This window comes from Gelidibacter sp. (genome assembly GCF_035577925.1).
Classification (GTDB): Bacteria; Bacteroidota; Bacteroidia; order Flavobacteriales; family Flavobacteriaceae; genus Gelidibacter.
Genome location: NZ_DATJCY010000101.1, coordinates 1 through 14380, shown reverse-complemented (window position 1 = coordinate 14380; position 14380 = coordinate 1). Strand labels below are relative to the sequence as shown.

Annotated in this window: 13 protein-coding genes; 3 read left to right on the top strand and 10 right to left on the bottom strand. The window is 36.3% G+C overall.

The window, feature by feature from the left end:
* Positions 1–196: 196 nt before the first annotated feature.
* Complete coding sequence (gene nirK, locus VNJ50_RS03535; protein WP_325579111.1) at positions 197–1639, bottom strand: copper-containing nitrite reductase; 1443 nt, start codon at positions 1637–1639, stop codon at positions 197–199.
* A 182-nt stretch (positions 1640–1821) separates the two neighbouring features.
* Positions 1822–2652, bottom strand: coding sequence for a universal stress protein (locus VNJ50_RS03530; protein WP_325579109.1), 831 nt, complete (start codon positions 2650–2652; stop codon positions 1822–1824).
* Between the two features lie 557 nt (positions 2653–3209).
* On the opposite strand from VNJ50_RS03530, the gene VNJ50_RS03525 reads away from it, so the two are divergent.
* Positions 3210–3794 carry a superoxide dismutase family protein gene (locus tag VNJ50_RS03525; RefSeq protein ID WP_325579107.1) on the top strand — a complete coding sequence of 195 codons (585 nt, stop codon included), beginning with the start codon at positions 3210–3212 and terminating at the stop codon, positions 3792–3794.
* A 149-nt stretch (positions 3795–3943) separates the two neighbouring features.
* Here the strand turns inward: VNJ50_RS03525 and VNJ50_RS03520 are convergent, their stop codons facing one another.
* The 7 genes from VNJ50_RS03520 to VNJ50_RS03490 form a co-directional block, all read right to left on the bottom strand.
* Positions 3944–4279, bottom strand: coding sequence for a hypothetical protein (locus tag VNJ50_RS03520; RefSeq protein WP_325579105.1), 336 nt, complete (start codon positions 4277–4279; stop codon positions 3944–3946).
* Positions 4280–4327: 48 nt separating this feature from the next.
* Positions 4328–4888 (bottom strand): LacI family DNA-binding transcriptional regulator, encoded by a 561-nt coding sequence (locus VNJ50_RS03515; RefSeq protein WP_325579103.1) that lies wholly within the window; start codon positions 4886–4888, stop codon positions 4328–4330.
* A 138-nt stretch (positions 4889–5026) separates the two neighbouring features.
* Positions 5027–6955, bottom strand: a complete 1929-nt coding sequence (nagB, locus tag VNJ50_RS03510; protein ID WP_325579101.1) for a glucosamine-6-phosphate deaminase — start codon at positions 6953–6955, stop codon at positions 5027–5029.
* 19 nt (positions 6956–6974) lie between these two features.
* Positions 6975–7973: a Gfo/Idh/MocA family oxidoreductase gene (locus VNJ50_RS03505; RefSeq protein ID WP_325579099.1), complete on the bottom strand. Its 999-nt coding sequence runs from the start codon at positions 7971–7973 to the stop codon at positions 6975–6977.
* A gap of 38 nt (positions 7974–8011) precedes the next feature.
* Positions 8012–9322: a sugar MFS transporter gene (locus VNJ50_RS03500; RefSeq protein ID WP_325579097.1), complete on the bottom strand. Its 1311-nt coding sequence runs from the start codon at positions 9320–9322 to the stop codon at positions 8012–8014.
* A gap of 101 nt (positions 9323–9423) precedes the next feature.
* On the bottom strand, positions 9424–10488 hold the full coding sequence (locus tag VNJ50_RS03495; protein ID WP_325579095.1) for an aminoglycoside phosphotransferase family protein: 1065 nt from the start codon (positions 10486–10488) through the stop codon (positions 9424–9426).
* Between the two features lies 1 nt (position 10489).
* Positions 10490–11401: a nucleotidyltransferase family protein gene (locus VNJ50_RS03490; RefSeq protein ID WP_325579093.1), complete on the bottom strand. Its 912-nt coding sequence runs from the start codon at positions 11399–11401 to the stop codon at positions 10490–10492.
* A 193-nt stretch (positions 11402–11594) separates the two neighbouring features.
* Between VNJ50_RS03490 and VNJ50_RS03485 the strand changes: the two genes are divergently transcribed.
* Complete coding sequence (locus VNJ50_RS03485) at positions 11595–12632, top strand: LacI family DNA-binding transcriptional regulator (protein WP_325579091.1); 1038 nt, start codon at positions 11595–11597, stop codon at positions 12630–12632.
* Here the strand turns inward: VNJ50_RS03485 and VNJ50_RS03480 are convergent.
* Positions 12629–13273 carry a sugar-binding protein gene (locus tag VNJ50_RS03480; protein ID WP_325579089.1) on the bottom strand — a complete coding sequence of 215 codons (645 nt, stop codon included), beginning with the start codon at positions 13271–13273 and terminating at the stop codon, positions 12629–12631. The genes VNJ50_RS03485 and VNJ50_RS03480 overlap by 4 nt on opposite strands.
* Positions 13274–13517: 244 nt before the next feature.
* Here VNJ50_RS03480 and VNJ50_RS03475 point away from each other — a divergent pair, with 244 nt between their 5' ends.
* Positions 13518–14120 (top strand): DUF2179 domain-containing protein, encoded by a 603-nt coding sequence (locus VNJ50_RS03475; protein ID WP_325579087.1) that lies wholly within the window; start codon positions 13518–13520, stop codon positions 14118–14120.
* Positions 14121–14380: the final 260 nt, after the last annotated feature.

The window sequence follows — 14380 nt, the reverse complement described above, 5'->3', positions numbered from 1 at the left end:
CTGCCGTACAATGGGACGTAGCGTGCGCCTTTAATACGTACCATATCTTCAGATTGCCCATAACTAAACATATGGAATAAGATCAAAACAAAAGACAACCTGAAGAATTTGGTACTCATAATTTTAAATTTTTTATTTAATATTTTGCATCCATAAAAAGTTGGCAACTAATGGATACTCCGTATTTAATCAATTTCTATCTGTTTTTAACTTTTCTGACCATTTCTGGGGTCACAATGGTTTTGTTATTGCCCCAGCTGTTATACACATAGGTCAATACGTTAGCTACTTCTTCTTGCGAAATCATTTGTGCAGTCATGATACTGTTATACTTAACACCGTTTACGGTAATCTCCCCGCTTAAACCGTGAAGTACTGCATCAATAGCTCTGTCCACATCAGCATTCAGATAATCTGAAGCTGCCAAAGGAGGAAATGCATTGGCAATACCTTGCCCTTCGGCTTGGTGACAAGCAATACAAGTTTGACCATAAATCTGCTTTCCAAATTTCATCTGCTCCTCAAATGATTTTGCAGGAATATCAGATTCTTTAATCTCATCCGTAGTTGGCATTTTTTGAATTCCTGGTCCTTCTGGAAGGTAAATGTTTTCCATAAGCTCTCCAGAATAAATTTTGGAATTTTCCTCACCGGTAACATTAAGCATTCCCAGCGCGCCTTTGTTAAAAGCTCTAAAAATAGAGTGGTCCACTAATATATACGATCCAGGAACATCAACCTTAAATTCTATCATGGCTGCGCCACCAGCAGGAATTAGAGTGGTTTGAACATTCTCATTGACCAAGCTACCGCCTTCAACCCAAACTTTATCAAATATTTCACCGATAATATGGAATGACGACACCAATCCAGGTCCTCCATTACCCATAAACAATCTTACAGTTTCACCAGCCTTGGCCGTCAAAGCACCATCGCCCGTCAAAGCACCTACACTACCATTAAATACAACGTAATCCGCTTTTTCATCCACAGCTTTTTGCATGTCAAAAGGTTGTAAACCACGCTCGCCGTTAGGTCCTGCGGTATAAAAATCGCCTTGCATCACATAATACTCCCGATCTACTGGAGGCAATCCTCCTTCTGGCTCTATCAAAATAAGGCCGTACATACCGTTGGCAATATGCATCCCAACAGGTGCCGTAGCGCAGTGGTAAACATAAAGTCCCGGAGCCAATACTTTAAATGAAAATACTTTTTCGTGTCCTGGTGCCACAAAAGAAGATTCAGCACCTCCACCTGGACCGTTCACCGCATGCAAATCGATGTTATGTGGCAGTTTATTATCAGGATGGTTCTGTAAATGGAATTCAATTTCATCTCCTACACGAGCTCTGATAAAACTCCCTGGAACCGATCCTCCAAAAGTCCAATACACATAACGAACACCGTTTGAAATCTCACCCTCTGCTTCTAAGATTTCCATTTTAACGATGAGTTTTTTTGCCTTTCGATTTCCTACAGGTGGTGGCACATGTGGTGGAGCTGTCAATTCCGCAACCATTTCCCTACTCACGGGAATGCTGTCTGTTGAAGCGTATTCAACTTTTTTTTCATTATTGCAGCCAAATAGCAATAATGAAAATGCAAATAACAAGGTGACTTTCAGTTTTGATTTCATAATTATAATAGTTGTTTTAGTGTTTCAATTCTCAAAGGTATAGTCATTAAAATGAAGAAAACATGACAAAAATCATATTTCGGATAATTTTGTCCTATTTAAAATATATTTTCAAAACTGAAGGTTCCCAACCTTGGTTATAATAGAGTTTCGAAGCGATTAAATCGTTTTTCCCCTAGCTATTATATCTTAAAAGTCATGACCGGAAGATTGGCACGGTTGGCCATATCTTCAGTAATACTACCTTCAAAAAAATGTGCCAATCCCTTTCTTCCATGTGTTGGCATTACTATCAAATCGGCTCCAAAAACGTTGCAAAAATTAACAATTCCTTCTTGTATGGAATAATCTGAAACATAATGAACCTTATTCAACTTACTCATATTGCCTTCGGCCTTCATTAAAAAATCGGCAACTTTTTGCTCCATTTGAGCGGTACTTTTAAAATTCTCACCTGGGACATTCACATATAAAAAATGGATATTGGATTGTTCTCCCAACATGGCCAAAGCACGTTTATAAACATCAACACTTTTCAATGAAAAATCGGAAGCAAAAACAATAGTTTCAAAATCGAGGTTAGCAGGTTTTTGCTTAATTACCAAAACTGGCAATTTTGAATGACGCACTACTTTCTCGGTATTTGATCCTACAAAAACCTCAGTAAACCCACTCACGCCATGCGATCCCATTACAATCAAATCGGCACCTTGCTCTTCTGCCACCATGCTGACTTCACTAAAAACCTTAAAACTTTTGACGATGGGCGTAATTTTAAGTCCAACCAAATAATCTTTTTGTAAAAACTCTTCAAACTTTTGTTCGGCCAGTTTCAAAAAATATAACATTTTAGGTTTTGGACCATCACCAGAAGCTGTCAAAACCGCATTTGACATTTCGAGCATGTGCAATACAAAAATCTCAGCATTGTGCTTTTTTGCTAAAATAGCCGCTGACTCAAGCGCATATTCTGAATATTCTGAGAAATCAATAGGTACTATAATTTTGTTCATAGTTTGGGTTATTTAATTTGTTTGGTTTTTATTTTTATTAAAATTTGTTAAAAGATACTATTAAATTTTAACACAACGAATTTATTTAAATAGTTTTAATTCTAAACGTGAAGTGCATTCCTTTTTGTTGTGTTGACAAAAAAATAAAAGAATTATTTTTCTATAATTTAAATTCTATAAGAAACACTTGTAGTCTGCAATTCAGAAATCTAGATTATTTTATTGATAATCAAATCGTTAGGCTAATTTATTTAGAAGTTTAACTTGCAAAAACAATTTCACAAAAAATCGAACCCATACCTCACCGTCTAAAAAATTGAAACAGTGATTTTATCGATTTAAGTCCATCTCATTTATATTTTGATTAAATTTGATAAAATTATTTTAAATAGGCTAGAAAAAATATGATATAAGTCATACCAAACGTTCAATTTAAACTAATTTTAAAACCGGAATCCAACTTTTTTAGTCTTATCAAATTTATTTTAAGATTGAAATTAATTGTTATGGATACACCCATAAATCATTTAAATATTTAAACATTAAAACCAATTACCATGAAACGATTACCAATTATAATACTTGCTGTTTTTTCTTTGGCATTGACCACTTCTTGTAAAAACGACAAAAAAGAAACGCCAATTGAAGAAACCGTTGAAGAAACACTTATTTTATCTGATGTAAAAGAAGTCAAAACAATAGAAGTTATACTAGAGTCAAAAAGCAATAGCACCGTTGAAGGTACAGCAGTTTTTACTGAAGAAGACGGCAAAGTTACTATGGTTGCAGATCTTAGCGGAATGACTCCGGGCGAACACGCCATCCACCTTCATGAAAAAGCAGATTGTTCATCGGACGATGGAACATCAACCGGAGGACACTGGAATCCAACCAAACAACCTCATGGCAAATGGGGAAGCGCAGAGGGCTATCATAAAGGAGATATAGGAAATCTTGTTGCAGATGCCGATGGAAATGCCACTATTACAATGACCACCGATGAATGGTGTATAGGTTGTGGCGATGACACTAAAGATATCGTTGGCAAAGCTGTCATTGTACATGAAGGCATTGATGATTTTGTGACACAACCTACGGGTGATGCTGGCGGACGTGTAAGCTGTGGCGGCATTATTCAGTAAGCCAACATTTAATAAAATCAAAAAAGCACCACAAAATGTTGGTGCTTTTTTATTTAAGTGGGGGAATTAAATTTAATGTTACTGATAATATTTTTTAAACCAAATTAATCTAGGACATAATGGATAGGTGTTGTTACACACATCCATTACTAATTCAATACTGGGCTTTGGCTATAGTTGTAATAATTTTCGATATGATTCAAAAACTCTGAAACCTTTTTTTTCATTTTCAAACCTATTTTTGCACATTTGCTTTCAATGGTGATTTTAGAAATTAGAAGTGAATCTGTTGTTTCTTGATGTCTCACTTTAACCTTGCCATTTGGAAAATAAATCGTTAATAGAGCATCTTGATCGCTTTGAAGAAAACAATAAAACTCAATGCGTAACCAATTGATAAACTGTTCATAAGTTTGAAAACTCGAAAACGACTTCTCAAAATACCAACTGTGTATTTGGGCTATTTCAGTTAAAGGTTTCTTCATACTATGATAAGATTTATAGGCATAAAACTGCTCAGAACATACAAGGTTCTAGTATAATTTCATTGCCATTGCGTTATCCCTACTTTCTATTTTAAAAAACAGGGCATTGATCATCTTTCTTCCAAAAGCCTTATATTCAACAGGATTTAAACTAAAGTCATCAATTTTTTTAACTATTGTTGGAAAAGCATTGGCTTCAGAACTGTTTTTTAGATCTTCCAAACTATGGGATGACCCTAAAACAATCACGCCGTCAATACCTCCATTTCTTAAACTTTTTAGACAACCATATTCGCCACTTTCATGATTAAGATATTGCTGTACCACGACACGATACCCTTGCTCAAAAGCAATATGTTGAATACTGTTGAGCATACTACCGTAAATCATACTGTCAATCTTTGGTACAATTACAGCAATGGTATTGCTTTTTTGAGACCTAAGTGCTATTGCCGAATTGTTAGGAACAAAATCATAAGTTGCCGCCAATTCCTTTATAATCTTTCTAGTTTTCACACTGATATCTTTTTTGTCCCGCAATGCCTTGGATACCGTAGATACGGAATACCCACTCATTTGTGATAAAGTTTTCATTGTTACTTCCATCATAATTCTTCCCTTATAGTTAAATGACTTTTTCTTTTCAATTTTTTTAAGATATCGTTTTTACAAGTTGAATAATCATTGGTAAAAACGATAAGATGTATGGCACTCTAAATACCAATTGAGACACTTTTAGATTTTAATCTAAAAGTGCCATCTTACAAACGCTTCCATTGCTGCATAATGTGCCAAACCTAATTGGTCATAGAGTGCTGCAGTTTCTTTATTTCTATCTTCCGCACGTTGCCAAAACTCTCTGGCATCCGATCCTTGGAATACAACGCCATCTTTTTGTGATTGATGCTTAAATATACCATGTCGTTTTTCCAACACTTGGTCCGGACTCATCGGTACGGCCATTTCAATTTCGTCAATGCCCCATTCTTGCCAAGCACCTCTGTAAAGCCATACCCAACAATCCTTCATAAAAGGTTTGTCTTTTATTCTTCTGATTGCTTCAAAAATTGCATCCAAGCACACCTTATGCGTTCCGTGTGGATCGGCCAAATCGCCAGCAGCATAAATTTGATGTGGCTTAATTTTCTCAATAAGATCAACAGTTAATTGGATATCTTCTTCGCCTAATGGATGTTTATCAATGGTTCCTGTTTCATAAAAAGGCAATTCCATAAAGTGGATCTGATTATCTGGTAACCCAATAAAATGACTTGTAGCCCTAGCCTCTCCTTTTCTGATCAATCCTTTGATATAGCGCGCTTCTGGAATATCAATCTCACTCGGTTTTTTATCTACGAGCGATTTAACCACTTTTTTATAGATTTTTTCGGTCGTTTCACTCTTAATTCCAAATTTCTCATTGTAATCAATCACGAAATTTGCAAAGCGCAAAGCTTCTTCATCTGCAACGGCAATGTTTCCAGAAGTTTGATAAGCTACGTGTACTTCATGTCCTTGTTCATGAAGTCTTTTGAACGTCCCCCCCATACTGATAATATCATCATCGGGATGTGGACTAAAAATCAATACGCGTTTTTTGGCCGGTTCTGCACGTTCTGGACGGTACGTATCATCAGCATTCGGTTTTCCTCCTGGCCAACCTGTAATGGTATGCTGTACTTTATTGAAAATTTTAATATTGATATCGTATGCCTGACCAAAATCAGCTAATAGATCGCTCATTCCGTTTTCGATATAATCAGCATCTGTAAGCATAAGAATTGGCTTTTTAAGATGTAATGCCAATCCAAGAACTGCTTTTCTGATCAATCGGTCCGTCCAAACTACTTTTTCAACCAACCATGGGGTATTGATACGGCTTAACTTGGACGCCGCCTCTTTATCGAGTACATAAGTAGCATTATTGTGCTCTTGTAAAAATGAAGCTGGTACTTGGTTGGTAACTTGGCCTTCTACTGAAGTTTTAACAATTTCGGCTTTACTTTCGCCCCAAGCCAACAGAATAACACGTTTGGCTTCCATAATTTTTTTAACACCAATAGTAATCGCTGTTCTTGGCGTATTGGCTAACCCTGCAAAATCTTTACTGGCCGCAACTCTGGTAATATGGTCTAAAGCAACCAAGCGTGTTTTGGAGTTTTGTAAGGATCCAGATTCGTTAAAACCAATATGTCCATTACCACCAATTCCTAAAATTTGAAGATCGATTCCGCCATAAGCTTCAATTTTCTTCTCATAGACACTACAATAATCTGCAATTTCTTCTTTGGATAAGGTTCCGTCCGGAATAAAGTAATTTTCTGGGAGGATATCCACGTGATCAAAAAGCATTTTCTTCATAAATCGCACGTAACTGTTCACGGAATCCGGTTCCATGGGATAGTATTCATCCAAATTAAAAGTTACAACGTTTTTAAAACTTAAGCCTTCTTCTTTGTGCAAACGCACTAATTCAGCATAAAGACCTTTTGGTGAAGAACCTGTAGCCAATCCTAAAATACAGGGTTGCTTTTGAGATTGTTTTACCTTAATAAGATCTGCTATTTCTTTTGCAACGGCTTTGGAGGCTACTTGAGAATCCTCAAATATTACCGTATTGATGTTTTCGAATCTTTTTTCGAAACCAGTTGCTTTATCGAGTGTGCTTTTTAACATGTCTTATTCTTTTTTATATTTATTTTTTTTTGACTTCTATTTTATTTTCTAATATGGAATCCATAACCCACGCAGTTTGCGCAGCAGATGCTCCGGTTGACGGATGTAATCCATCGCCATCTAAGTGCATCTTCATATTTTGAACATGATACCATTGCACATGTTCGGGATGGGGAATATTTAGGTGTTGTGATTCGTTGTCACGATCTAAAATAATGGGACCATCGCCAAACACAGAAAAACATATATTACCTTCATTTCCATATATTTTGACAACATCTTCCCGTTGATCTGCACCAAAATCCCAAGTGCCAAATCCGGTAATTCCCGAATGGTGTTTCCAGTTTCCTGTGATATAATCCTTTGCCGAATAAAGTCCCAACTTATTTATTGCGGTTCCTTTTGCTTCGGAAATATTTCCTAATAAAAACGCAAACAAATCGAGTCCATGCGATGCCAAATCATCAAAATATCCACCGGGAGCAATTGTCGCATCGGTACGCCAATTGTATGTTTTAGACTTATCTATATCATTGGCCGGTTTACTAAAATGCCAATGGATATGTCTTATATCGCCTATTTTTTTCTGATCGATCCAGGTTTTTAGTTGTAAAAACCGTGGTAATGACCTTCGATAATAGGCTACAAATAGTGGCAAATTTCTGGCTTCAAAAGCTGCATTAATTCTTAAACAGGCTTCAAAACTTGGTGCCATTGGTTTTTCGATACAACATATTTTACCTGCCTCCGCCACTTTTAAGGCATAATATTCGTGCGAATCAGGAGGCGTAGCAATATAAATGGCATCAATTTCGGGGTGGTTAATAAGCTCATCAGCATTTGAAAAAACATGAGGGACATTATGACGTTTGGCATAATTTTGAGCTTTGGCAACATCTCTTCGCATCACGGCATAAAGCTCAAACCCTTCCGTTTTCTGGTACGCAGGCGCGCTCTTTAGCTCGGTCACACTACCACAGCCAATCATTCCCCATTTATATGTTTTGGTCGCTTCCATCTTAAATATATGATCTGCTAAATGTTAGACATCACAATTTATTTTCCCCAGCTTTTAATTTTATGCCCTTTTACCGCAAAAAACAGAACGATCAAATAACATGGAATCAATATCCAATAACTACTTGTTGATGCCGTTGCCAAAGTTTCCATATCTTGAATGCCTTGGGCAACCATCTCATCTTTACCAGCATCTACCAAACGCCCATACAACGGCGGAATGATAGCGCCACCAGCAATGGCCATAATCAATAATGCCGAAGCCGTTTTGGTATGTTTTCCTAATCCGTCCAAGGTTAATGGCCAAATTGCAGGCCATACCAATGCGTTGGCAATACCTAATGCAGCCACAAACATGACCGAAGCAAATCCTGAAGTCATCAAAATACAGATACTAAACACAATACCTAAAATAGCAGAAATAATCAATGCTGTTTTCTGTTTAAGATATTTTGGAATCAAGAATGCACCAACCGCATACATAGCAACCATGGCCATCAACGTGTAGGTCGTAAAAAATTTAGCTTCTGTTGCCGGAATACCTATAGAGATACCGTAAGCTATAATTGTATCTCCAGCAATAACTTCAGCACCTACATATACAAATAATGCTAAAACGCCCAACCATAAATGTGGGTATTGGAAAATGGTTTTATTGTTGTTTGAAACACCTCCTACTTCATCTTCTTCAGTCGCTTCAACATGTGGTAAATTTGCTTTTCTAATGAGCAAAGCAAATACAAATAAAACAACCGCCATTACAATATAAGGCGTGTGTACACTATCAGCCATCGAATTTAATAACACATCCTTTTGTTCATCAGAAACACTTCCCAACTGCTCGTTCACTTCATCGATACCCGATAATAATAAAGCTCCAAATATTAAAGAACCAAGTGCTCCGGCCACTTTATTTGCAATGCCCATCATGGCCATACGTTTGGCACCACTTTCAATAGGCCCTAAAATAGTAATGTAGGGATTTGCTGCCGTTTGACAAATGGTCATCCCGATCCCTTGAATGAAAATAGCCACTAAAAACAACGAATAGGTGCGCGCATCTGCTGCAGGAATAAACACTAAAGCACCAACGGCCATAACAGCCAAGCCCAATGAAATTCCATTTTTATAGCCAATTTTATTAATAATATAAGATGCTGGCAAAGCCATCACCACAAAAGAAATATAAGAAGCCGTGGCCACTAAATAAGACTGCGCCTCGGTAAGCTCATTAATGGTTTTCATGAACGGGATTAATGCGCCATTGATCCAGGTTACAAAACCGAAAATTGCAAAAAGCCCTCCAATAATTGCAATAGGAACGATATTATTTTTTGATGTAGTACTCATAAGAAAATGGTTTCGGTTAGTGATCTGTTATTAATTGTTTTTTGGTTTGATAATCTTATTTATGAACAAATGAACCTTAGTGGATAACTTGTGTTTAATTGTTAAACTCCAAGTTTTTCACTAAGGCTTTGCATTAATTTAAATTGGTTTTTCGCACGATCTAAATTGTGCTCAGGGTATTTTACTTTAAAATAAATATCGCCTTTAAGATAATCGGTTAAAAATCTTAATCCGATTATAAAAATCATTGTTTTAGCTCCTAAGGGCAGATATTTTATTTCTAAAGGAGTTAAGGATTTTTTCATTTTCTTTAAAAATCCTTTCGTAAAAGCATTATAATAATCGAGGTTAAACTCGACCAAATCCAGATTGGTTTCATCTTCAGCAGCGGTATTGCAACTGGTCCGGATGGCATCACCAAAATCATAATGTACAATTCCGGGCATTACAGTATCCAAATCTATCAAGCACAATCCCTTTTCCTTTTTGTTAAAAAGCACGTTCGAAATTTTGGTATCGTTATGCGTTACCCGCATTTTAATTTCGCCCGATTCTTTTAAGCGTCCAAGAATATGCATTTCATCCTTGGCATTCTGTACCAAATCTATATAGAGCTTTGCACGTTCACGCCGTTCGTCCGAAACTATTTTCAAGGCCTCATCAAACTCAGAATATCTAAATGACATATCATGGAAATTTGGTATGACCTCAGTTAATGTTGAAGCATCAAAATCATTTGTCAGTGTCAAAAACTGACCTAGCAATCGCCCTCCCTCATAAGCCACATCTTTATTTGGGACGGTCATGTGCGTCACACTTTTATCAATAAACTGCATCAAATTCCAATAATTCCCTTCGTTGCCTCTATAAAATGAAGCTCCGGTATTGGTTTTAAAAAACTTAAGAATGCGACGCTTTTGTTTTTTCTTTGAAAGATGCTGTAATTTCTCTTTAATATGCTGGCTAATAGCTACCTTATTTTCAATAAGTCCAGGCACATCCGGAAAAACACCGTGATTAATGCGCTGCAACACATAATATGGCTTCTTTTTTGTTTTAATTAAATAGGTATCGTTGATATGGCCCGATGCCAACTCTTTAAAGCTGTCAAATTGGGAGCCATGCTCAAACTGATCGAAAATAAAATTTAATCGCTCTGCCTCCATCTTACCACAAATTAACTGGATAAACGCCGTCTTCCTTCAACTTCTCGATAGCGGATTGTACTATTTCCTTATCCTCTTTATAAGTAACCCCAAACCACTGTGCATCCGATTTCAAAACTTCAACACTTGCTTTTTCCGATCTTAAAATTTCATTAACAACGTATGGAATAAAAAACTCGGCTTTAGGATTATTCTTATTAACCTCTAAAAATGCATCAAACAACTCACCTCCAAACTCAAAACATTTTGGTGTAAACCCCCAAAAATTCATAGAAACGATGGTGTCGCCATCAATTGGAATAAACTTACCACGGTCATCCAATCGCATTAATTGGCCATCCACTTTTTCAATATGCGTACGTTCTGTAACATCAATCAAAAAACCTTTATCATCAACCTCGCATTCTCCCCTGGCCACATGGCCATGATCAGAAACTGTATTTTTAAGCAGATAGGCCATCATATTAAAATCATAGGAATCCCTATCTTTTTCCGACAACGATTTCGCCATAACAACAAAGGCTTCCCTACTGTAAAAATCATCCGCATTGATGACGGCAAAATTTTCCTTTACGGCATCTTTGGCCATCAACAAAGCATGACCTGTACCCCAAGGTTTTGTTCTGTTGGGATCAATATATTTTTCTGGAACACTATCAAACTCCTGAAACACATATTGTACTTCAGCTTTGCCTTCCAGTTTTTTATCTATTATTTCCTTGAATTCCTTTTCAAAAGTTTTCCTAATAATGAATACAAATTTTCCAAATCCGGCGTGTAGCGCATCATAAATTGAAAAATCCATGATGGTGTCACCTTGTGGCGTAAATGTATCTATTTGTTTCAAACCACCGTACCTACTGCCCATTCCCGCAGCCAAAATGACTAATGTTGGTTTGTTTGTTTCTACCATTTTTTTGTTTTTATTTGCCAGTGAAATCCATCGATTGAAAATCACATTTAGAGTTTATTATTTTGTAATGATACCTATGGTCGAATTAACATTAATAGCTTTAATTTTGAAATATTCAGCGTATTTTCTAAATTGTGCTCGAACACAGTTATGCGAATATAAACATCTCTTGTGGTTTTTACAAATGTGAATGATGAAAAAATATACGATAAAAGATATTGCCCTATTGGCAGGTGTTTCTAAAGGAACAATTGATAGGGTAATCCATAATAGAGGAAACGTTGCCAAAGATGTTGAAGACAGAGTAAAACAACTCCTTTTAGACATTAATTACCAACCTAATCTTATTGCCAGAAACTTAAAAAACAACAAAAACTTTAACATTGGTGCTCTGCTTCCAAATTCGGAAATAGACCCCTATTGGGATGTTTGTATGGACGGCATCAATAACGCGCTTGCGGAGTTTAATGCTTTTGATGTGCGGGTCAACACCTTTCTATTCGATCCAACGGATACAGCCGATTTTTTAAACAACAATGAAGCGATGCTCAAAACCGCTCCTGACGTTATTTTGATGGTTCCTTTATTTTTTAAGGAAGCAAAAAGTGTATTGGAACATTACCAGTCATTAAACATAAAAGTTTGCACGTTTAACAACCAAATCACAACCTCCAGTGCCAATTTCATTGGACAGGATTTGTACCAAAGCGGTAGAGTTGCCGCCAAATTATTGCATAGCATCAATACCGATGGCGATATGGCCATTATCCATATTGACGAGCAATATAAAAATGCAGTGCACATGCAAGAAAAAGAAAAAGGTTTTAGGAGCTACTTTGATGATGTGGACAGCTTTAAGGGCACGATTTTAAAATGTAAGTTAAAACATGGGGAAACAGAGGATAAGCTAAGAACTTTTCTAAACAATCATCCCAATTTAAAAGGACTATTCGTCACCAATTCAAAAGCTTTCCATGTGGCAAGAATGCTTGAAAACGAAACAAAAGACCATATTAAATTAGTGGGTTATGATCTTTTGACAGAAAACATAAATCATTTAAAAAATGGAACCATAGATTTTCTGATCCATCAAAACCCTAGACAACAAGCTTATCTAGGAATGAAATTTTTGATTGAGCACTTGGTCTTTGAAAAACAAATTCCGGAACAGTTTCTGTTACCCATAAATATTATCAACTCCGAAAACGCAATGCCTTTTTTGAAACCCTAAAAGTGCTCCAATTTTAATTTACCGAAAGATGATGCGATATGAAAATCAGGCGTTTCGGTCTGAGGATCTACCCAAGTTATCCAAGTCGCTTCAAAATCGCCGTTGGATTGTTGGTTGTATTTTGCACGATAAATTCCTGCTTCAATATGCCCATCATTTTGAAGCAGCTGAAATTTATTTAACGACGAAATGCTGAGAACAATTTCTACCGTAAAATAAGTATCAGTGATATGGGATTTTACAACAATATCCTCTTTTGGCCAATTCCATGTAAAATCGAATTGGCGGTTGGGGCGTGCGATAAAATCCTGAACCCGCGCCATAGGATCGATTTCAAGACAATAGTAAGGATCCAAATTTTTATCAGACCTTAAAAAAAGCTCTACCCGATCGGAATTGTCCACGCTTTTTTTAGAATTATCTGTCTTATCGATATGTAATGAACGGTCCTGAACGCGGTAGCATACATACAAATTTTGTCCATCATGAAGTGCTCTAAATTCGATTGTTCCAATAGGATCTTCCGACCAAGGCGATAAAAAATCATCTAAGACCTCTGCTCGTTCCCACAAAGGATCATCTGATTTACCGCTAATTATCAGACGGTTACCTTTTATTGAATTTACCTTATATATTTTCATGCTTTTTTTAATCCCTATAATCTGGGGTAAAGATAGTTTTGATTAAAGAATTAAGGTTATCTATAAGCAATAAACTTAAAATTTTGGATTTAAACAGAACAACCTCAATAGGTTTTATCGTTTCAACTTCAATCAAAAAACATTTATTTTTCTAATAAAGTTATAATTACCTTTGCAATCTACATAGCGACTAAACCGTTTAGATTTCAAAAATCACAACGGTTTAGTATAATATTCGAAAAGTATGGAACAATTTTTTTATGATAATTTCGGTGTTAGTGAGAACGTTCTCAACTACGTGATCATTCCGTTGTTAATATTTTTTGCAAGGATTGGGGACGTTTCCATTTCTACCATCCGAATTATTTTTGTGATGAGCGGAAAAAGAAATGTCGCTCCTTTTTTAGGTTTTTTTGAAGCATTGATCTGGTTGTTGGCTATAGGCCAGATTATTACCAATATTGATAATGTCCTGTCTTATATTGCTTATGCCAGTGGTTTTGCCGTAGGCACTTATGTGGGCATGTATATGGAAGAGAAGCTCGCCATTGGACGCGTGGTGCTACGATTGATCACAAAGGAACCCGTTCATGAATTTCTGACTTTTTTGAGGGATAAAAACTATAGATATTCAATTTTGGATGCCGAAGGGAAAAAAGGAAAAGTGAACATTGTGTTCTTGGTCTTAAAACGTGAAAAACTCAATGAATTGACAAGTGCCATCAACACCTATCATCCAAACGCTTTTTATACCATAGAAGGTGTGAAAAAAGTCAATGAAACCGATTTTGGTGAGGATACCTCATCGCGCATTGGGTTTTGGGGATTACAGCTAAAGCGAAAATAGATTTTATTTCATAACAAAAACATAGATTCGGTCAATATAGTTATGAAAAATAAGCCCAAAGAAACTAAAACTGCTTTTTGGAATGACTCATTTTTGTGCAATATTATGATTCAGGATTCGGAACTTCAGATGATTTTAAAATAATCCCTGGCAAAAAAAAGATAGTATTGTAATGGATATTGAATATAGAGATTAGACAAAAAAACCGATTAAATCGCAACTTCAAAAGTATAAATTAGTATCTATCTTTTCTAATAATC